The organism is Aliiglaciecola lipolytica E3 (assembly GCF_000314975.1).
GTDB classification, from domain to species: Bacteria; Pseudomonadota; Gammaproteobacteria; order Enterobacterales; family Alteromonadaceae; genus Aliiglaciecola; species Aliiglaciecola lipolytica.
This window is the reverse complement of sequence record NZ_BAEN01000011.1, coordinates 70,198-90,343: the sequence shown is the minus strand read 5'-3', so window position 1 is coordinate 90,343 and position 20,146 is coordinate 70,198. Positions and strand designations below refer to the sequence as shown.

The window sequence follows — 20,146 nt, the reverse complement described above, 5'->3', positions numbered from 1 at the left end:
TGTCAGGAACAAACGTACCGCCGCAGGCGCCCGAAGGGTCGGGCACAGGGATGTGCCTGAGGACATCCCTCTCTCTCCGCCAAATATAGAAAACCCGCTTTGTAGCGGGTTTTTGCTTTTTAAAATCGGAGAAAATAGTTAGAGGGTGAGAAGCCTCGCGGTTCGACGCTTTTGTCAGGAACAAAACGTACCGCCGCAGGCGCCCGATGGGGCAGGCACAGGGATGTGCCTGAGGACATCCCTCTCTCTCCGCCAAATAATCACGAAAGCCCCGTTTTACAGAAATAAAACTGGGCTTTGTCGCATCTTGAGGCGGGCAAAAGCGCAAATCGCTGTTATAAAAGTTGGTAGGGCTGTTTGTTAATTTGTCTGTGTTCTTATCCTTACCACTACAAAATTCAATTTCCCCAAAGTAAAAAATCAGTTTCCTATTTTAAATAATACATTTTTCTGTAAAATTAACAGAATCAAAATGATCATGACAATCATTCTCATATGCATCTAGGAGAGTTCTTGAATACTTTAACGCCTTTATCAAACACACTTAAACTTATTTTTCCGCTAGCATTATTGCCTTTTTGTGTACATTCAGCATTTGCAGAAGATACGGTTGAAAGTGAACAAACGACTAATCAGAGTGAAACGACCGAAGTGATTGAGGTGGTCGGTCAGGCTTCTCAGGTTGATCTGACTAAACGTTTTGCCGGTGGTCAGGTGGCGCGTGGAGGCCGTGTCGGTATTTTTGGGAATATTGACTTTTTGGACACGCCGTTTTCAGGTACTGCCTATACCGAAAATCTCATTAGCGAACAACAAGCGCAGAATATTGGTGATATTTTGCAAAATGATCCTACTGTCAGGGTGACTAAAGGCTTCGGTAATTTTCAAGAAATCTATATGCTGCGCGGCTTTCCTGTGTATTCTGATGATATAACACTCAATGGTGCTTTCGGTATTTTGCCCCGTCAATTTATTGCTGCTGAATTATTGGAACGTGTTGAAGTGCTACGCGGAGCAAACTCCTTTGTTAACGGTGCTGCGCCAGGCGGCAGCGGTGTGGGTGGTTCTATAAACCTAGTACCAAAACGAGCGCCTGTAGGTGGTATTAGAAACGCTACTATTGGTTATGATGCTAGTAATCAATTTTCTGGCGCAGTCGACGTGGGTACACGTTTTGGCGATGCTAATGAATGGGGTATCCGAGTCAATGGCGTTTTACGCGATGGTGAAGCGGCCATATCGAATCAAAAACAAGATCTTAGTGTTTTATCGTTTGGGGTAGATTACGCGAGTGATAATGTTAGGTTTTCTGCTGATATTGGTTACCAGGATAATCATCTTGATGCCCCTAGACCGCAAGTTAGACCCAATGGAGAAATTCCTTTAGCGCCTGACGCCGATACAAACTTTGCTCAGCTTTGGACTTTTTCAGATGAACAGCAATTATTTGGGGTTGTTCGAGGTGAGTATGACTTTTCTCAAAATTCAAGTGTTTGGCTTGGCGCCGGTTTTCGAAATGGCGATGAGAATAACGACTTAGCTAACCCGAGGGTTGATGCTGACGGTAGTGGCACAGCGATTCATTTTGTTAATGTACGTGACGATGCAGTCTATTCAATAGATGGTGGTGTTAAAACCGAATTGACTTTAGCTGGCATCTCCAACCGCATTGTATTGTCAGGGGCGATTATTGATTCTGAATCTAAAAACGCTTATGCCTTTGCTGATTTTGCCGGATTTGCAGTTGATATTTATAACCCTATTCAAGTAGAAGCCCCTATTACTGATGTATTTCTCGGCGGTGATATGTCGAATCCACTTGTCACGGAAAAAGTCAGAAACAAAAGTATCGCCATCGCCGATACAATGTCTTTTGTCGATGACACACTGTTGGCAACAATAGGTTTACGACACCAATCGATTAAAACACAATCTTTTAACGTGAATAATGGTGAACAAACAGGGATTTACGATGACAGCAAAGTAACTCCGGTTTTTGCGCTGTTATATAAAGTGACAGGCAACCTTTCAGTTTATGGTAATTATGCAGAAAGTTTACAGCCTGGTGCTACAGCACCTAATGTCAGCAATGGTTTACCTGTAACTAATGCTGGAGAAGTTCTTGAACCGTTTACCGGCGAGCAGGTTGAGCTGGGACTAAAATATGACGGTGGAGAAATAGGCGCCACTGCTAATATTTTCACTTTGAATCGCCCCAATTCAATTATTGTTAATCAGGAATTTACCGCCTCTGGTGAGCAAAAAAGTAGCGGTATGGAAGTCACAATATTTGGTGAGCCTATTGACGGTTTGCGTATTATTGGTGGCGGTACCTATGTTGATGCTGAGTTAACTAAAACCCAAGGGGGTGTTGAAGAAGGTAATACGCCTATCGGCATTCCAAAGTTACAAACTAACGTCAATCTTGAGTGGGATTTAACTAGCGTACCTGGATTAACGTTTGACAGCCGTGTTATCTATACCAGCAAGCAATATACCGATACCGCTAATTCTCAGGAAATAGCTAGTTGGACAAGACTAGATATAGGAGCAAGGTACACTTTTGATATAGAAGACACGTCGTTAACTGTAAAAGCGCGTATTAACAATTTAACAGATAACAATTATTGGTCGTCGACGGGTGGATTCCCTGGGGCAAATTACTTAATTTTGAGTGAACCGCGTTCTGTGGCAGTATCTGTAACTTTCGACTTTTAGTTAAATAGATAAACTATCACCTGATTTACGATAAGGCTTAAGTTTAATGCGCGCATCAACCGCAAAAGTATGGGAATTTATCCATAAATGGACGAGCTTAATTTGCACTGCTTTTTTGCTGATGCTTTGCTTAACTGGTTTGCCTCTGATATTTCATGATGAAATTGACGAGGCGCTCAACCCAGATGTTTGGCAACCTAAATATCCTGATGCAGCGCCGTTAACGCTCGACCAAATTTTAACAACTGCACTTAATCATCGCGCCGGTGAACAAGCTATTTACATGAGCTTTGATATCGTGCGGCCCGTGATTAACGTTACCAGTGGTCCCACCGCAGACGCCCCTGGTACGCAAATGCATTTCGCCTCTTATGACATGACAAGTGGTGAAATAGTCCCTCCGGCAGATGTTGGCGAATCTGTAATGGAGTTTATTTTGCAACTCCATACAGATATGTTTTTAGGATTACCTGGCATGCTATTTTTAGGTGCTATGGGGTTCTTATTTGCGTTATCTACTATCAGTGGTGTTGTTGTTTATCGTCAATATATGCGAAAGCTTAGTTTTGGTACTATTCGCAAACATAAATCGACACGTCACAAATGGTTGGACTACCATAACTTGTTGGGTATCGTGACTGTGGCTTGGGTTTTAGTAGTCGGATTAACTGGGGTGATCAATACCCTAGAAAAGCCCATTTTAGATACTTGGCGAGATAACAATTTAAGTCAATTGTTGTCTGAACATCAAGGAGGAGAGATTGTTCAGCCTGTTGCGTCATTAAGTGATGCCGTTGAACAGGCTAAACTTGCGGCACCCGACATGACTTTACAGTTTGTCGCTTTTCCTGGCAGTGACTTTTCAAGTAATCAACATTACGCCATTTTCTTGCATGGCAATACGCCTTTGACCAAAGAGCTTATTACCCCTGTTTTAGTGGATGCGCTTACAGGCGAGGTTATTGGCTTAAGTGAAATGCCTTGGTACGCCAAAGCCTTATCTTTATCACGACCATTACATTTTGGTGATTACGGTGGTTTATTGTTAAAAATTCTATGGGCGATACTTGATGTGATAACCATGATAATTTTAGGTAGCGGACTCTATTTATGGTATCAAAAAAGTCGAAAAGGGCAGCGCTCCAACGCAGAAAATAATATTAGTAGTGGAGTCGTTAATGGCTAAGCAGCTTTCTCTTTGGCAAACATTTAAATGGCCACTTGTTTTGTTCGTTTTATCATTAACGGGGATTATCTTAGCCTTGTTGGTTGACGGTCAACAGGATTTTTTCGCTGGATTAATGCTAGCTTCAACCCTCGTTGTGACTGTCTGGTTTGCATTAAAGCAAAGATGAAGGAAGTTCTGAGACCAACCAGCCAATCGTTGTCAGTGCGCCAGCATACATTAGAATGCCCGCGTAGTTTGCCATCAAAATCAATGGAATTAATGGCAATACCAAACTCCAGCCAATAAGCTTTCTACTATTTGAAGACAAGGCCACATTTAGCTTGTTCTCGGCATGCGTTTTATTCGCTAATTGCCTACGTCTAGGGTCCGACATAGCTAATACTAATATTAATACTGTGCCTAAAACAATGAATGGCAGTGTTAAAAGCAGGTGGTTCATTCGGCTACTTCCTCACGATTGAGCGTCTGATTTTCTACTAGAACGGATTTGTGCTTGAACTGGGCGGACGTATACAAGCTGTAAAAGCACCAAGCTGAACAAAACAGTAAAACCATGTCAATAAACATCATTGCAACCATGTTATGTTGTATCGCCTGCAACCAGCCTATCCCAGAACTGGTAAAGCGTAGGAAGGGTAATATAAGACACAACACACCATTTCCAGCTAACAGGAGCATTTTTAACCGAGTAATATTCTTTATTGATAAGGTTAAAGCACTTATCACAATGGCAGCGATAACGAACGAAAGTTGTGTCCACATGGTTTGGTTCAAGCTCATATTGCCGCTGACGAAAAAGCCCAAAGCGCTACTTAATGAACACAATGGTAATCCGACAAAACCCCATACACACATGCGGCTAAACCATCGCCAACTGGTTTCACTTTTTTCATGTCTATGCGCATATAGTTGAAGGCCGGTTATGGTGACATAACATGCCGCCACACCTAAACTTATCCATATTAGTTTCGAAAATAACCCTGCAAATGTGCCAAAGTGTATTGGGTAGATCAGTGACAGTATGGCACTTCCTGCCGACGGCACCGTACCTACGAGCGGTTTATATTCAACAAAATCACCATTTGTTGCGTCGTACACCAATTGTTCAAAACCTACTTTCCCTTTATTGGGCATATAAAAGGCGAGCAAACTGGCTGATTCAGTCCCGAAATGCGAGATAGACAAAAATGCCGGAACGGACGACTGCCTAAGGGCAGAATCGGATATCATGCCATTGAGGTTTGCGGATGCCATTGGCGCATCACTTTTATGTTGTTGCTCGCCAACTAATGTGTGGTTCATGGCCTCTTGGTCACCACCAAATGCCACTACGGCCATCGCTGGTAATCCAAAAGCTGTGGCAAAGCTAAAAAAGCTGCCGGTAAATGCCAGTAATATGGCAAAAGGAATGCTCCAAGTGCCGGCTACAGTGTGAGAGTCGCGCTTAAGCGATTTACCATTGCGTTGAGTGCGGATAGAGAACATATCGGTAAATAAATGACGATGCATCATAAACCCAGAAACCGAAGCGATAAGCATGGCAAGCCCTAATATGCCCGTGAGAATAAGTCCCCAAGGGGAGGGGATATGTAACTCTGTATGGATTGCGACAAGAAATCGACTCAGTGCATAGCTGTCGTCTTGTGCGTAAATATCACTGCCAAAACCTTCTTGTTGAGAAATGATTTCGCCTTTCGCATTGATCAAATATTGAATGCCAAATTCGTCCATCACTCCTGACGGATTTTGTCTATGAGTATGAAAAAAATACACTAATTGCTGACGATCATTTTCATAGGCGGATATTTCTTCTTGGTATTCTTTTGGTGTGCGCGCGACAAGTCGATTGACTGTATCGTTTACGTCCGTGGTTAGGAGTAAGTCCTGATGATAATTACTGTTAGACCATTCACCAATTTCATCTGCTACCACAGCAACGGTACCGGTAAATATGACGGCATAAAGTAGCATACCTAATATGATCCCAGACCAAGAGTGCAGGCTAAGCAGCGCTTTTGCTTTCGAACGTATAGTCGAGGCGTTTTCGTTCATAAAAATTAACCTAAAAATTGGAATGTAAGAATGAGGCTATTACTGACAAACAGCGCGGCAAGTAACCACTGCGCTCTGCGCATATTTGTTGTCAGGTAAGTGTAGAAAAATAATATTGCCCAAATTAATGGAAACAGTACTAGTGGCATCATGATGTTATTGACATTACCGGCACCTGCTGGAAACCACACCGCCATGGCAAGCATAATTAGCAATGAAACTATCAGAGTTGCTGGGCCAGAAAGCCAGAAGCGCCTGTTTTTAAGAAAAAGCATGAACGATTTACCTAAAGACTAATGTGTTTACAGTTTTTCACTTATAGGTCCTAAATATTCCACGGACAACCCGAATGAAAATAAGTGGAACAATAGCGTTTGATTTTTTAGTTTACATGATGGTAATGCAAATGAGAATTATTGTTTTTACGCAACTGGCAACGTCATTTTGTAATCTTGTCAATTATTATGCGATCAATGTTAGAAAGCCCAATGGAGCTCATTGGGCATGACTAACGTAATTGGCTAAAACTTTAATCTAAGCAACGATATTCTATCGCGCATTTGATTTTTAGTAGTTCCAGCGCAAGGTTAAGCTGTAATCAGTTGGCGAACCGTAAAACGCTTGATCGGTTCTCACAGAACTTAAATATTTTTCATCGGTTAAATTATCTAAATTCAAGCTAAGTGAGATTTGCTCGTTGAATTGATACTGGATATATCCACCAAGTAGCGCATAGCTATCTTGAGAAATGCGTCCATAACCTGATTCATAATACATATCACTTTGCCAACGGACGGAAATACCTGCATTTAGATTTTCATCCCAAGTAGGTGCATAGTCAGCTAGTAACTTGAAGGTTTTACGAGGAATGAAAGTGCGCGCCTCTTCACCATTTTCGTCATCCATAGATAAGGCAGTAAAACCACCTTGCATGGTCCACTGTTCAGAAATTCTGCCTGACACTTCTAGCTCGAAACCGTTAGACTCAACAGTAACTCCACGATAAAGCGCATAATTAAAATCGTCAGAATAATCATCATCATCGACGCCGTCACCATCTCCGTACTCGATGAATTCATACAGGTTTTCCTGCTCAGTTCTAAATACGGCAAAACTCACTAATAGGTTATTTTCAAAGCGTTTTTTCAAGCCTAATTCATACCCGCGACCTTCTGCTGAACCAAGTGGTTCAAGGTCTTCATTGAGATAATATTGTGGTTGGTAAATATCGCTGTAACTACCATAAATATTAAGGTCGTCAAACGCTTCCCACGTAAACCCGATATAAGGACTCGTGCCATCTTCGGTGGTAGACGTTGACGCTCCCCAAGACTCGCCTTCGTTTTCATAGTCAACAAAACTTGCGCCTAACACAAAGTCAAAATTCTTGGTGACAGCTAATTGCACAGCGCCGTAGAAACGATTTAGGGTAATATCGGTAAATCCTGCCTCATAAGGGTCGGCCCAGTCAGGTCTAGCTACTTCGGTTCCATCCCACCCAGGTAAAGCTGGCATTACATCAAAGCCGCTTAGTGCGCCAGAATCAAGATCACTGGTGTCTGCGTCTGCAAGGCTAATTCCTAAATTAAAAGAATGCTCCAATCCCCATGCTTGAAATGTTCCTTGTAACGTATTGTCCCAGATGAGTATCTCATCTTTTGCAGAAAATTTACCGGGATAACCCAACATACCTAAGCCAGTTTCACTATCTAGCCCGGTATTTGAGTAGCTATAAAAAAGTTCAGATTTGTCTTCATAATTGGTGTAGTTCAGCTTGCTGGTAAAATTAAGATCATCGTTAATGTACCAACTAAGCTCAGCAAATGCGTTCTCACTCAAGGTATCCCAATAAGTCCATTCCATTGCTGTGGTTTCAGATACTGAGAAATCAGTCTGTGTGCCATCAGAATAAATCATGGGAACTGCGCCCCAAGTAACACCATCGCTGTTGTTGTCTTGATAGGTGTAGCCAAACGTAACGGTTAGATCGTCATTTAATTGCCCATCGATTACACCATAGACGACGGTTCGGTCATTTTCATAGTGATTTAACCAACTTTCTTTATCTTGATGCACTACTACTGCACGTGCTGCCCAACTACCTGAGTCGGTTAACGGGGTAGAGACATCAACAACGGCGCGCTTATTTGACCAACGGCCTAAAGATAACGCTACGCTAGCATGCGGGTCATTGCTTGGACGTTTTCTTACGTAGTTGACTGTACCTGACGGATTTCCTAAACCGGTAATAAGGCCGTTCGAGCCTCGAATAAATTCCACTTTTTCATAGATAGCAGTATCTAAATCACCCACAAAGATATCACCAAATGGAATACCTGACCCATCCACATGCATGCTGGTTATATCAAAACCACGAGCGTTAAAATAAGTACGATCGGTTTCAGTTTGATCAATGTTGATACCTGTAACTTGTTTAAATAAGCTATTGATATCAGATAAGTTATATTTAGAGATGGTATCGTTTTCGATAATTGACAGTGATTGAGGGGTGTCAAAACTATCTAATCCCAATCCCGTTGCACCTGAACTTATGCGTTGAACTCGACTTTCAACAATTCGAATAACTTCGATATCTTGTTCGTCATTCTTCGTCATATTTTCATTAGCAAGTTCTGCAGTTTGTGCCTGAACCCCTAACGCTAAAACTATCGGCGATAATGCAAAGGTTTGCTTTTTATTCATTGTGCTCTCTAAATAAGGTGTGTGTCATTAATTAAAAACGCATTATATGTACTACAAATAAAATTTCAAATGATAATTGTTATTATTTGTATTTGGTTGATTTGAAAGACCTGAAGTAGAATTATGAGCGTAATAAATCGAGTGATTTATTTACCATGCTTGACTTATTTGAAGTAAAAAAAGATTGGTTCTGGTCTTTATGTACGTGATATTCGCAAATCAAAAGGTAGGTAAATTTTTAAAATTTAGGGGAGCTTATAAATACCTAATTGTGCAGTTTTGCTATTAAGGACGGTACAATTACTGTAGCCTGTTATTTAAACAACTCAAGGGACTGACATAGTGTTAAAACTCCATAGCTATCCGGCAATATTTTCATTTGTTTTTATCCTATCCGCTTGTACGAACAGCGACCCTTCGCGGGACTCACCTGAGCCTGTTGTTGCGTTAGAAGACGGAGTTGAAAGCGGTGATTGGTTAAATGCTACTTATAAAGCGCCGCAGGATTGGACAGAAGAAAAGCTACCTCATTTAATAAAATACACCGCGCCAGAAGGTGATGGTGTTATTGCTATAATTGTCATTGAACAAGCCGAAGACTCGGCACAGGCTGCTATGCGGGCATGGCAAGTACTTTCACCTGGCTTTGCCCGTGAAGTGCGTTTTAATAATGATGAGGTGGCTACAAACGGTTGGCAACAACAAACGTTTATTGAGTACGAAAGCACTGTTTCTGAAGAGCGGTCGTTTTATGCAAAAGTGTTGCGTGACGACACAGATTGGAATGTGATACTGGTTGATGCGAGTTTATCTACTTTGAGTAAACGACGCTCTCAATTAAATACCTTAGAACAAAGTTATACTGTTGTGGGGTATGAAAACGAAGATTTCTCAACGGCTAAGGCGCAAAAATTAGATGCGAAAAAAATAGAGTCTTTGCTTAGTTTTGTCCGTGAATCAGCTGAAAAGTTAAAGGTGCCTGGTGTCGGAATTGCGGTGATGCAAGATGGAGAAATCCTGTATGAAGGTGGAGTAGGGGTTAAGGATATCGACACCGGTGAGCCTGTAGGTAAAGATACGCTATTTGCCGTGGCTTCCAATACTAAAGGAATGACAACCTTGTTATTAGCTAAGCTTGTGGAAATGGGCAAGCTTGATTGGGATGATAAAGTAACCGATCACTATCCTGATTTTCGGTTGGGGAGTACTGAAACCACAGATAATCTGCGCATTCGTCACCTTGTATGTGCTTGCACAGGCTTGCCTCGCAAAGATATGACATGGATCTTTAATAGTGGCCCCGATGCGCCAGCGTTGATGGCGCTAGAAGACTTAGCTAATGTTGAGCCCACCAGTGAATTTGGTGAACTGTATCAATATAACAATCAAATGCCGGCAGTGGCTGGCTATATTGCTGGTCATATTCTTTATCCAGATATGGATTTGGACAAAGCCTATGACAAAGCGATGCAAGAATATATTTTCAATCCGTTAAAAATGCACAATACGACGTTTTCATTTGCAAACGCGCTTGCGGGTAATATTGCGAAACCCTATGCACTAGACAATGACTTTAAACCAATCGAACTAGTACAAACAGCTAATCAGGGGTTTAATTTAACTGTCATTCCTTATCGTCCTTCTGGCGGCGCGTTTTCTTCCTCTTCAGATATGCTTAAATATGTGGCGAATGAGTTGAGTGCTGGTGTTAGTTCGAACGGCAAAAGGCTTTATGCTGAAGCGCCATTATTAGAAAGACGTGTACCTAGTGTTTCTTCAGGTGAGGATAGCTACTACGGCATGGGATTATCTACTAAAAAGATAGCCGGGGTTGAAGTAATTGAGCATGGTGGCAGTTTAGCGGGCTATTTATCTCAATTTATTGTCATACCAGGGGCAGATGTGGGTGCGGTTATTTTGACTAACTCTGATGAAGGGTATTATTTATTAAGCGCTTTTCAGAATAAACTAATTGAGCTGCTATATGATGCGACGCCAAAAGCACAAGACGAAATCGAGGTGTTTGCGCAAGAGCAACGTAAAATCTACGAATCACGAATAAGTGAAATCGATTTGCCGGGCGACGCAAGCGTGTTAGCGAATTTAGCTCCACGTTATGAAAATGAAATTTTAGGTGATGCGACTATTTCAGTGATTGATGACGAGACGATTTTTGATCCTGGGGTTTGGAAAAGTGCTTTAACCACTAAAACCAGCAACGATGGCAGCCGTTCTATTGTTTTGTTAAATCCTGTGATGTTTGGTATGGAGTTAGTTGTTGGGCAAGACGAAAAGGGCAAACGCACTTTAAAATTGATTGATAGCCAACATTCTTATGTGTTTACTGAAGTTGGTGCTCAGTAATATTCATTTAATCTTGTTTTTAACGGTTGCAATCAAGGGAAACGGCCCTAAAAACAACTTTTTTGATAGGGAGTATTACTCCCTATTGCTTTCAGAATTATTTACGCTGCTCCTTTTTAAGGCTCAAATGTATCTGTGCGAAAAGGATAGGCAGGTAAATTTGCCGAATTCACTAAATTTACGTTAGGTTTTCCTGCAAATGCGTAGCGGACATAACGTGGCTGAGTCAATGATGGTGAGTGCAATATTACAGACTGACCTTTAATAGTTGCTTCAGCTTTTACCCATTTTCCAGAATCGTCAGATAACCAAAATGCTTTTGGAGGTTGCTCATCAATCGTTTTAAGTCCTTCGGCATGTTCAAAATCAATGATAATTTGATTTCCAAAACGTTTTACTTCACTTAGCGTTGGGCCTTGCGCTTGTATATTGTGTTCTAAAGTGTCACGCAGAGCCATAAGGGCCGCGCGTTTACCTACGGGGAGTTTATCTTTAGGATGAATGTCGTTTACATCACCTAAATCAATGGTATTTACTAATGACGTGTTAGGTAAATCCAACGATCTCATCTGTGATTCGCGCATCCACGCCCAAGAGTGGGTGTTGGGATCTTCTGGCCCGCCAAGGGGCACACCTTCTTTTTGCTTATGAAAACCGGGCAACATTACTGCGATAAAATGAAAGGTGTCTTGATTCCAGGCTTCTCGATAGTTCTGCATCCACGCTTTTAGAGTATCTCCGTATTTTAGCATTCCTGAGTTCCGTGCAAACCAAGGTTCTTCTGGCATGCCGTGTATTGACATTGTATTACGCTCACCCTGATACCAAACCAATCCTCGAGCGGCATACGGAATCAAAGGATTGATCATAGCATTGAAAAGTATATTGGACTGGCGACGTAAAAATATGTCGTCTTTCCTACTCCAAGGTTTTGGCCCTTCTAAAATGGCTTTTATTCGCTCTTGTGTTTGAGTATCTGCATCGAATTCTTGCATCATGGTTTTAAAATGAGGCACCTTACTGGTCATTTCCCGGGGCATCCATGCTTCAATCGAAGAACTTCCCCAAGCACTTAATATAATTCCAACAGGTACGTTTTCTGATACTTGCAAGTGATAAGCAAAAGCTAGTGCTACAGCGCTACTAGGTGTGGCAACCTGCCATTCACTGGTGAGATGATTTTGTGGTGTAAGCGCAACCGTGCGAGGCACTTCTAAGCTTCGAATATATTTAGATTTAGGTATTAGGGCTTTGACCTCTGGCACCCGGTTCGCTTCCATCACCATATTGGATTGACCCGCACAAACCCAAACTTCACCGACTAATATATTGGAATAGGTAAATTCAGATTCATTTCCTGATATTTTAAGAACCTGAGGCGTGAAAGTTGCGGGCATAGCATCAAGTTCAATCTTCCATTCTCCATGGCTATTAGTGATAGTTGATTTTGTTTGGCTGTCTTGGGATGAGTCTGAACTGATTGTGACGGTTATTTTTGTACCGGCATCTGCAGTACCCCATACCGGCACTGGCATATGACGTTGTAATACAGCGTTATTGGAAAAAGGTGAAGCAACGGTCAAGGTGGCCATTGCATTTAACGGCAATATTCCAAACAAAAAGGCTAAATAACAGGACAAAAGTTTACTATTTTTCAATGTTGTTTTCTCTTTGGAATTATTGGAATATCACTCGGCTACAAAAATAATGTTAAGTGTATTTTAAATATAATGTTTATTTTTAACATGTTGTGAACTTTCATTGCAAGTGTTAATTTTTAAGGGTTTTAATGGAGGGTAATATTTATTTGTGTGTATTATTGGATTTAAAAGTATCTTGATGCTTGGCCGGATTGATACTTTCAGACACGGGTTTTCTGTGTCTTCGTTTTGTCTAATTTGCACAATTAATCCGATTTGTAGTTATTTTTGCAGCTAACTAGATAGCTAATCTGAAAAGTGGATGCTAACCACCCACTTATTTAATAGAATAGACTTAATAGGTGGTAATTCAAACCTTGTATATCACGGCACCCTGTTACATTCATTGGGGTCTCTTAAGGAAAATAGCATTAGATGCAACGAAGTGATTTTTCTTCCAAATTAAGCGATGAAAGCGGTTTGACCAAATTTCTAAGCTTTCTTCGTGCTTCTCCTGGCGCTCGTGCTGGTCTATTACTGCTTGCTTGGTTGGCGGTTTGGTTTATTGGTGGATTGGTTGAATACGCTCATCATGCAAGTGTATGGTTTCCCCCGGCAGGTTTAACATTTGCTGTACTCTTTGTTGTCGGGTTGCGAGCGACGCCTATATTGATGTTGGCAGCAATACTTGTCACCATATTTACCAATAATGATTATCAAATTAATCTGCAAAATATCGAAGTCATCGAGAGTGGTATATTCTTTGGCATAGCGCATATTGTTCCATATTACGCAGGTAGCGCACTTTTACGTTGGTTAACGCAAACCAAGCAACTTACATTGCCCTTGTCTATTATCAGTTTTTTATTGATCGCGGCAACTTCAGCTCTTTTAGCCACGGCATTAGTATTAGTATCACTTATTTTTACTGGCATGATGTCAAGCCAAGAGTTGTCTGCAACTTGGTTGCCTTTTTGGATCGGCGATATGGCCGGCATAATGGTGTTGGGACCGTTATTTTTTAGCGTAATACATATTCTCTATCCCCAGAAAACCTTCAAAATCCTCGAGCACATTGAAGGACAGTTGCCTGTCGCTACTGCTCAGTATAAATATAAGCTAATGATTTCTTTCACATTAGTCGCTGCAGCTATGTTGTTAGCAAAATTTACCCAATCCATGGATAGTTCTTTCGCAATTTTCTTCTTAGTTTTGCCACATATGTGGATAGCATGCACCGAAAATGCTTTTTATAATATTCTTAGCTTAGCCCTGAGTAGTTTTTTAATCGTATTTCTAGTTGATGTATTAGGGCTCATGAATTTTGTAATGGTTTACCAGTATGCGATTAACGTCGTCGCAACTAATGCCATGTTTGCGATCGCTATTCCCGCCTTAACTGCATCTAACCACCAACTTAAAACCAAAGTCTTTACCGATGGCCTTACGCAAACAGCATCGCGGGAGTACCTCTTTCAGCAAGCGACAGTTGAAATACGTCGTGCACAATGGAAAAACAACGACTTGTGCATGCTCGTGTATGATATCGATCATTTTAAACAGATTAATGATGTACATGGTCACGATGTGGGGGATAAGGCGCTAAAAGCTCTCAGTGAAAGAGTGAAACAATTTTTACGTCCAGCCGATATTTTGGGGCGTTTTGGCGGAGATGAATTTATTGTTCTGCTACCAGAAACCAATGTAGATACCGCAATGGTCGTTGCTAATCGCTTGTTAAAAGAAATTAACGGGCTTCAGCTTATTAATAGTGAACAATTATCGATTAGTATAGGTATCACACAAATGCAACATAATGACGATTTCGAAAGTCTATTTAAACGTGCTGATAGCGCTTTGTATCAGGCCAAAAGAGCAGGTCGAAACAGTATTTTTCAGCACTAAATTAACGATTTCTAGTGAGCTTCAAATTTATTCTGAAAGTAACAGCCGCATTTCATTATTCGTCGTCAATTTGTCATAAAACCTGTGTTTTATGAAACTTTTATAACACCTTTAAAATGTAACTTATTTGTCTTTTTCCTTTGCTACCGTTTTTCCGCACTATTAATTAACCTAAATTTAATTACGTGAAATGCAATATTTTGCGGATTTTTTTGAGCTAATTCTTGGTGTTTAGTATTGGCTTGCTCTCAGTTGATAGCGTGCCAATAGAGCTCGCTTCACTGTGTGCGAAATTATTAGAAAAATCAGATCTGATGGAAAAACCAAAATGAAAACTCTGTTTCCAAACATGCGTTTATTAGGCATTTTTTGCTTAGTAGTTGGGCTTAGCGCCTGTGAAGATGAAAAAATCGTGGAAGTTGAAGTACCTGTTGATGTTCCTATTGAAGTTCCGGTTACGGTAAATGCTGAGCATGCGATGCTTAGCGACCCTTTTTTACAACTACCCACCGAAAATTCAGTAAGCGTGGTGTGGTTTACTAATTTTGAAGGATCAGAACATACGTTGAACTATGGCGATTCCTCAACCACTGAGGTTACGACTATTGCGTTGGAGCGTATGATGGAAGACAGCTCTTCTCAACAATTCGGAAAAACCTATGATGCGGTTAGTTATCGTAGCGTTTATCGACATGAAGCAATCGCTGAAGGATTAACTCAAGGGGAACGCGTCGATTATTCTGTTTCTAGTAAAGACGAAGATGGATTTGTGTTTACTAGTGACACATTTACATTGGCGCCAGCGCCGGCACAAGGAGCTCCATTAAAGATTCTCCTTACATCTGACTTACAGTCCAAAAAGAACGTGGTAGCGAACTATCAAAAAGTTGTTGAAACTGTTGGTATTTTAGATGCCGTATTGTTTGCTGGCGATTTTGTCAATGTACCAGACCGAGCGTCTGAATGGTTTGATCAAGCTAAAAATAATGCACCGGGATTTTTTCCTGCACTGCAAGGTCATTATCAAAAGTATTTACCGGGCTTTCCTTATAATGGCGGAGAAATTTTGCAACATTCGCCTTTATTCGGAACAATAGGAAATCACGAAGTGATGGGGCGTTTTCGTTCAACTGAAGATGACTATTCTCTTAATGGCGGCTTCAACGATCCTCAACCGGCGTGGTATGCCGAAGTGGCTTATGAGCAGGTAAAAGCAGAAGTTAATCCTAGTGATGATGCGCAAGTGAAAGCCCAATGGATTGCTGATCAATCGCACAATCAGCAAAGCTTTCTAGATATATTTTCGTTCCCCGATGATGGCCAAGGTGGAGAAGAGTATTACGCCACAGCCTTTGGTGATGTGTTCATAATTTCGATGAATGTGTCTAGAATCTGGCGCTCTTGGAGTGTATCAGGTGCAAATAAATCTAAGTTTGTAGAAAGCTTAACAACGTTGGAAGATCCTTCAAAATGGGGCTTCGGCGAATTTTTATTTGAGCGTTTTGATAAGGATTCAGATCAGTACGCTTGGTTAGAATCTGTTATGCAAACCGACGCATTCAAGAATGCGAAATATAAAGTAGTGATGGCCCACCAAGGTGTATTCGGCTTAGGTGACAACACAGTCCCGGTGCTATCGCAACCTGTTATGCAACTCGTAGAAGTGAACAATCAAGGTCAGGAAACAATTACTGAATTTACCTTTCCATTGAGTGCAAGCACTTGGACGGATACCATTCAACCAATGCTGTCTAATATTAGTGAGGTGCGCTATCAGTATCCTCGAGCTGACGATGTATGGTTAAATGACATTGAGCCGTTATTGGTAGAAAATGGCGTAAATTTAGTACACATAGGTCATTCACATTTGTGGAATCGCGCTCAAGTTGAGGGTTTGCATTATTTGGAAAGTTCAAATGTTGGTAATTCATACGGTGCTTATTTTGTCGATAACACAGGTGTTTATACTAATAATGTGCGTTCAAGTTATGCTGACTTTTGGGATGATGTAAATTCACAAAACCCACGCTGGGCAATTGATGATTATCCACCAAATGGTGATCCGCAAGGCCGTGTGATGAGCTATCCAACAGTGTTTAGTCCTATGGATATGGAAAATGAGGATTATCCGAATTTACCCTTTGTGACTAGCAATACACTGTCAGTTTTCTCAATTTTAGATACCGGTACAGGTTCTGTACAAAGCTATGTATTTGACCCGACAAATCTAAACTCTGAAGTACAATTATTCGATGAGTTCGAGTTAGATTAATTCCTTCAAACGTATCCAGACAATAGCACTCCTGCGCTATTGTCTGGTTTTCTAAAAGAGTTACATTCTAACTCTTGTATTAACCCGGTTTGATCTGACGACGCAAATCAAGTGTGAACCTATACTCTGGGGCAAGTTTTGGTTCAATGACTTCAGCTATTCTGCCTATTAGCTCAGGAGCATTTTGCCAGCGAGCAGCGCGGCGCTCTGCAGCTATCTCGGAAGTTCTGGGTCTGCCATCATATGCAGGAGCATCAGGATTCCAATAATGATAATGAGCTGCGGATATGGTTTTCCCTGAGTCTTTATCAACCCATTCAATCCACAAAGGTGACTGAATCGGCACATGAGGATGCAGAGCGGGATAGGCACTTGCGCACTTGTATCTTAATCCACAAATCATTAATCCGTCGATTTCTTCAAATGGTACACGGACGTCATTGACTCGTAATTCTCCGCTTTCAAGTAATTTCTTATCGGATAAGGTGAATTGAATTCGGTCTGTAGAGTTGTCGACCACCCTTACCGTTGAGCTTCCTCGGCTTTCTTCAGCCATTAGCGGCCAAGATTCAAATGCCTGACGTAGGTCAATACTCCCATTTGGCACTTCAAGTGTGCCTACGCTAGGACTGCGAAAGTCTAAGATTGGTTGTAGCCACTGCGCCTCAAAAGGAATGCCATGTGCTTGTAAATCTTCACATATCGCTTGAATGTCCTGCCACAAGAATGCAGGTAAAAAATAGCGATCGTGTAGTTCTGGGCCAAATCGTTTTAGCGGCTCGGTGTAGGGAGATTCAAATAGTCGAACTAATACTGCACGTATAAATAATGCTGCCAGCGACATCCATTCTGACCGAGCATAAGTTTCAAAAGCCCGAAACTCGACAATTCCTAATAAACCATTGGGTGAGGCAAGATTGTAGAACTTATCAAAACATAGCTCTGCTCGGTGCGTATTACCTGAAGAATCGGTCATTAGATTTTTTAAAAATTGATCGATTGCTAAACCATCCGGCGGGGTGGATGCCCCTTCTAGCCCTTCGCAAGCCACCTCTAACTCATAAAGTCCGTGCCTCGGGCCTTCGTCTACGCGGGGCGCCTGACTTCCTGGACCTACATGTTGACCAGTGAAGAAATAAGATAAGGCGGGGTGGCGTTGCCAATAACGCAATAGGGATGAAATTCGTTTAGGATCTTTAAGAAATGGATTCGTGTCGAGACTTTCGCCGCCAAAAGTAATGTGTGAACCACCACCTGTGCCATAGACGCTACCGTTAAGTTGCAGTTTCGTGAGCTGAAGATCAACTGCGGCTGCTGCTTTGGTACACTGAGTTAAAATGGTATTGTAATCTTGCCATGTTTTACTCGGTGGCACGTTGACTTCTAGCACTCCTGGGTCTGCTGCTAAACCTAATACAACGAGTTCGTCATTGGTTTCGCTAGGTGCGTAACCGCACAACAATAAATCATGTAAATCCGCGCTATTGGCTAGTTGGCGAATTAATTTTATGAGAATACGAAACTCAGATAAATCCAAGGGCGGAATAAATATTTCAATGGCACCTCGACGTACCTCAACACTTAAGGCTTTACGTAAGGTGTCTGCCGGTAAATCCCCTAACGGGAGGCGCAAGCCGACAGGGCTATCACCAACAAATAGTTGCATTGGATTGTTGTGATTAAATGGCCACTTTGCTGAGATCCAAGTGTCGTCCTCAAAATCAAGAGGCAAAACCCAGCCCGCCAAACGCGATTCTGTATGCTGAGTTGCTTGTTCAAACGCCTCGATAATATGATCTTCTAAATCAAGCGCTTGAGCTATCCCTTGGATTAAATTAGCTGCAGCTTCAGGCTTATTAGCACCTTCTACATCATCTAACATTAGGCGCTTAGTTTCTGGCCATAGTGCCTCACCTTGTTGCGCATGTAAGGTCATAAAGTTCCAACGTGGTAAGGGTTCACCGGGATACCACTTGCCAAACACCTGCATTGCCAAGGCTTGAGGGTAAACGTCTCGGATCAGCTCTGCAGTCATGCGTCTAGCAAATCCCAGCTTTTGTTCGCCCATAGCGGCGTTATTCCATTCTTCGGCGTCAGGTTGAGCAACAATATACGTTGGCTCTCCTCCCATCGTCAGCGTTATTTGCTTAGCTTGTAATTTAGATTCAAGCTTTGCTGCCATTGCGTTAACTTCATTTGACTGTATCAACGCCTACCTCCTGAATATGTAATTGAGTGTCTAGAATAGAGCTTGTCGCTTGTTTAGAGTAATAGTGTCCTTGAATAGGATCGACCACTTCAGGCGCATGACTGACGCCCGTGGGAATAAAGTAACTGTTTGCTAAAATGCCATTGGTGGGATCAAACCCTTTCCAGCCTGCACCAGGCAAATAAACCTCTGCCCAAGCATGCATTGAGCCTACTGCGCGATTAAACGTATACTCATTGCCATCTTCAGTAGGGGGATCATACAAATAGCCACTGACAAATCGAGCAGCTAAACCAAGTTGTCGCACTGCTGCAATAAATAATACTGCCATGTCTCGGCAGGATCCAGATCCCAATGACAGCGTTAAATCTGGCGCTTGAATTCCTTCTTCATCTCTTCGCACATAGCGAATGTCGCGGCGAATAGCTTGGTTTAATTCCGTTAAAAACTGCACAATATCAGGATGTTTAGTCGGTGACGTTACGGCTTGCTGATACCAATCCATTACCTTTGTCTCACCCTCGGAAGTTTCATCCAATAAGTAAGGAGCTAATGCTTTTATGTCGGTACCACGGTATTTAAAAGGGTATTCCAATGCATAGGATTCAAGTAAAAAATCGTAAGGGTTATCTTCGTTTATATCAACTTCAATTACCGTTAAAAATTCCAATGTTTTAGATTCAGTTAAACCAAAATTACAGGTTAACAATGAGTTGCCTTCTACATCTCGAACAAACGACTGTTTAGAAGAGGGAATGGTTGCTACCGAATATTCATGTACACGTCTCAAATGCCCTTCAATTGGGCGAAGATAAAGACTATGTCTGGAAAAACTAACGGGTCCAGAATAGGTGTGGCGGGTTAAATGCTCGATGCGTAATTTCATAAAATGATTATACCAAACTAAGTGGTAATGAATGTTACTCGAGGTTATACACTAAAAAGAAGCTATGCAAATAACAAGCGTAATTGATATCTGAATATTTCTAATGTGTTGGTAGGTTTATTTTGTTTGATTGCTTAATAATCGACGAGTTACTACGGTGGTGTCAACATCATTAACCTGAACCATCTTTATTTACTTTTTACTCAGG

The 20,146-nt window shown here is 41.6% G+C and carries 13 protein-coding genes; 6 read left to right on the top strand and 7 right to left on the bottom strand.

The genetic code is table 11. The features are described from left to right. Positions 1 to 513 precede the first annotated feature (513 nt). Genes GLIP_RS01660 through GLIP_RS22110 form a run of 3 tightly spaced genes read left to right on the top strand, consistent with a single transcriptional unit; the run spans position 514 to position 4,073 of the window. Positions 514 to 2,718: a TonB-dependent receptor gene (locus tag GLIP_RS01660; RefSeq protein WP_008842813.1), complete on the top strand. Its 2,205-nt coding sequence runs from the start codon at positions 514 to 516 to the stop codon at positions 2,716 to 2,718. 46 nt (positions 2,719 to 2,764) lie between these two features. Continuing rightward, positions 2,765 to 3,904 carry a PepSY-associated TM helix domain-containing protein gene (locus tag GLIP_RS01655; RefSeq protein WP_008842812.1) on the top strand — a complete coding sequence of 380 codons (1,140 nt, stop codon included), beginning with the start codon at positions 2,765 to 2,767 and terminating at the stop codon, positions 3,902 to 3,904. Then, on the top strand, positions 3,897 to 4,073 hold the full coding sequence (locus GLIP_RS22110) for a hypothetical protein (protein WP_008842811.1): 177 nt from the start codon (positions 3,897 to 3,899) through the stop codon (positions 4,071 to 4,073). The genes GLIP_RS01655 and GLIP_RS22110 overlap by 8 nt, the downstream gene beginning before the upstream one ends. On the opposite strand, the gene GLIP_RS01650 is transcribed toward GLIP_RS22110, so the two are convergent. The 4 genes from GLIP_RS01650 to GLIP_RS01635 form a co-directional block, all read right to left on the bottom strand. Beyond that, a complete protein-coding gene (locus tag GLIP_RS01650; RefSeq protein WP_008842810.1) occupies positions 4,059 to 4,346 on the bottom strand; it encodes a hypothetical protein in 288 nt (95 codons plus the stop codon). The two genes, GLIP_RS22110 and GLIP_RS01650, sit on opposite strands and share 15 nt — an antisense overlap. Then, positions 4,343 to 5,959 carry a PepSY-associated TM helix domain-containing protein gene (locus tag GLIP_RS01645; RefSeq protein ID WP_008842809.1) on the bottom strand — a complete coding sequence of 539 codons (1,617 nt, stop codon included), beginning with the start codon at positions 5,957 to 5,959 and terminating at the stop codon, positions 4,343 to 4,345. Before GLIP_RS01645 ends, GLIP_RS01650 begins: the two co-directional genes overlap by 4 nt. Positions 5,960 to 5,964: 5 nt before the next feature. Further along, positions 5,965 to 6,234 carry a hypothetical protein gene (locus GLIP_RS01640; protein WP_040521615.1) on the bottom strand — a complete coding sequence of 90 codons (270 nt, stop codon included), beginning with the start codon at positions 6,232 to 6,234 and terminating at the stop codon, positions 5,965 to 5,967. 292 nt (positions 6,235 to 6,526) lie between these two features. Then, positions 6,527 to 8,662 carry a TonB-dependent siderophore receptor gene (locus GLIP_RS01635; protein ID WP_008842805.1) on the bottom strand — a complete coding sequence of 712 codons (2,136 nt, stop codon included), beginning with the start codon at positions 8,660 to 8,662 and terminating at the stop codon, positions 6,527 to 6,529. A 342-nt stretch (positions 8,663 to 9,004) separates the two neighbouring features. On the opposite strand from GLIP_RS01635, the gene GLIP_RS01630 reads away from it, so the two are divergent. Then, positions 9,005 to 11,026, top strand: a complete 2,022-nt coding sequence (locus tag GLIP_RS01630) for a serine hydrolase domain-containing protein (RefSeq protein ID WP_008842804.1) — start codon at positions 9,005 to 9,007, stop codon at positions 11,024 to 11,026. A 116-nt stretch (positions 11,027 to 11,142) separates the two neighbouring features. On the opposite strand, the gene GLIP_RS01625 is transcribed toward GLIP_RS01630, so the two are convergent. Then, positions 11,143 to 12,684 carry a sialate O-acetylesterase gene (locus GLIP_RS01625; protein ID WP_008842803.1) on the bottom strand — a complete coding sequence of 514 codons (1,542 nt, stop codon included), beginning with the start codon at positions 12,682 to 12,684 and terminating at the stop codon, positions 11,143 to 11,145. Positions 12,685 to 13,101: 417 nt separating this feature from the next. On the opposite strand from GLIP_RS01625, the gene GLIP_RS01620 reads away from it, so the two are divergent. Then, positions 13,102 to 14,571: a sensor domain-containing diguanylate cyclase gene (locus tag GLIP_RS01620; protein ID WP_008842802.1), complete on the top strand. Its 1,470-nt coding sequence runs from the start codon at positions 13,102 to 13,104 to the stop codon at positions 14,569 to 14,571. 328 nt (positions 14,572 to 14,899) lie between these two features. After that, a complete protein-coding gene (locus GLIP_RS01615; RefSeq protein WP_008842801.1) occupies positions 14,900 to 16,843 on the top strand; it encodes a fibronectin type III domain-containing protein in 1,944 nt (647 codons plus the stop codon). 79 nt (positions 16,844 to 16,922) lie between these two features. Here GLIP_RS01615 and GLIP_RS01610 read toward each other — a convergent pair whose 3' ends face one another. Then, entirely contained in the window at positions 16,923 to 19,052 is a 2,130-nt protein-coding gene (locus GLIP_RS01610) for a transglutaminase family protein (RefSeq protein ID WP_008842800.1), read from the bottom strand. Further along, the gene (locus GLIP_RS01605; protein ID WP_008842799.1) at positions 19,036 to 19,938 is read right to left on the bottom strand and encodes a transglutaminase family protein; all 903 of its coding nucleotides are present in this window, start codon (positions 19,936 to 19,938) and stop codon (positions 19,036 to 19,038) included. Before GLIP_RS01605 ends, GLIP_RS01610 begins: the two co-directional genes overlap by 17 nt. Between the last annotated feature and the right edge of the window lie 208 nt (positions 19,939 to 20,146).

Excerpts from the sequence above, each read along its gene's own strand:
- GLIP_RS01615 (WP_008842801.1), top strand. The coding sequence starts at position 14,900 with ATGAAAACTCTGTTTCCAAACATGCGTTTATTAGGCATTTTTTGCTTA.
- GLIP_RS01655 (WP_008842812.1), top strand. The coding sequence starts at position 2,765 with ATGCGCGCATCAACCGCAAAAGTATGGGAATTTATCCATAAATGGACG.
- GLIP_RS01650 (WP_008842810.1), bottom strand. The coding sequence starts at position 4,346 with ATGAACCACCTGCTTTTAACACTGCCATTCATTGTTTTAGGCACAGTA.
- GLIP_RS01635 (WP_008842805.1), bottom strand. The coding sequence starts at position 8,662 with ATGAATAAAAAGCAAACCTTTGCATTATCGCCGATAGTTTTAGCGTTA.
- GLIP_RS01640 (WP_040521615.1), bottom strand. The coding sequence starts at position 6,234 with ATGCTTTTTCTTAAAAACAGGCGCTTCTGGCTTTCTGGCCCAGCAACT.
- GLIP_RS01620 (WP_008842802.1), top strand. The coding sequence starts at position 13,102 with ATGCAACGAAGTGATTTTTCTTCCAAATTAAGCGATGAAAGCGGTTTG.
- GLIP_RS01645 (WP_008842809.1), bottom strand. The coding sequence starts at position 5,959 with ATGAACGAAAACGCCTCGACTATACGTTCGAAAGCAAAAGCGCTGCTT.
- GLIP_RS22110 (WP_008842811.1), top strand. The coding sequence starts at position 3,897 with ATGGCTAAGCAGCTTTCTCTTTGGCAAACATTTAAATGGCCACTTGTT.
- GLIP_RS01605 (WP_008842799.1), bottom strand. The coding sequence starts at position 19,938 with ATGAAATTACGCATCGAGCATTTAACCCGCCACACCTATTCTGGACCC.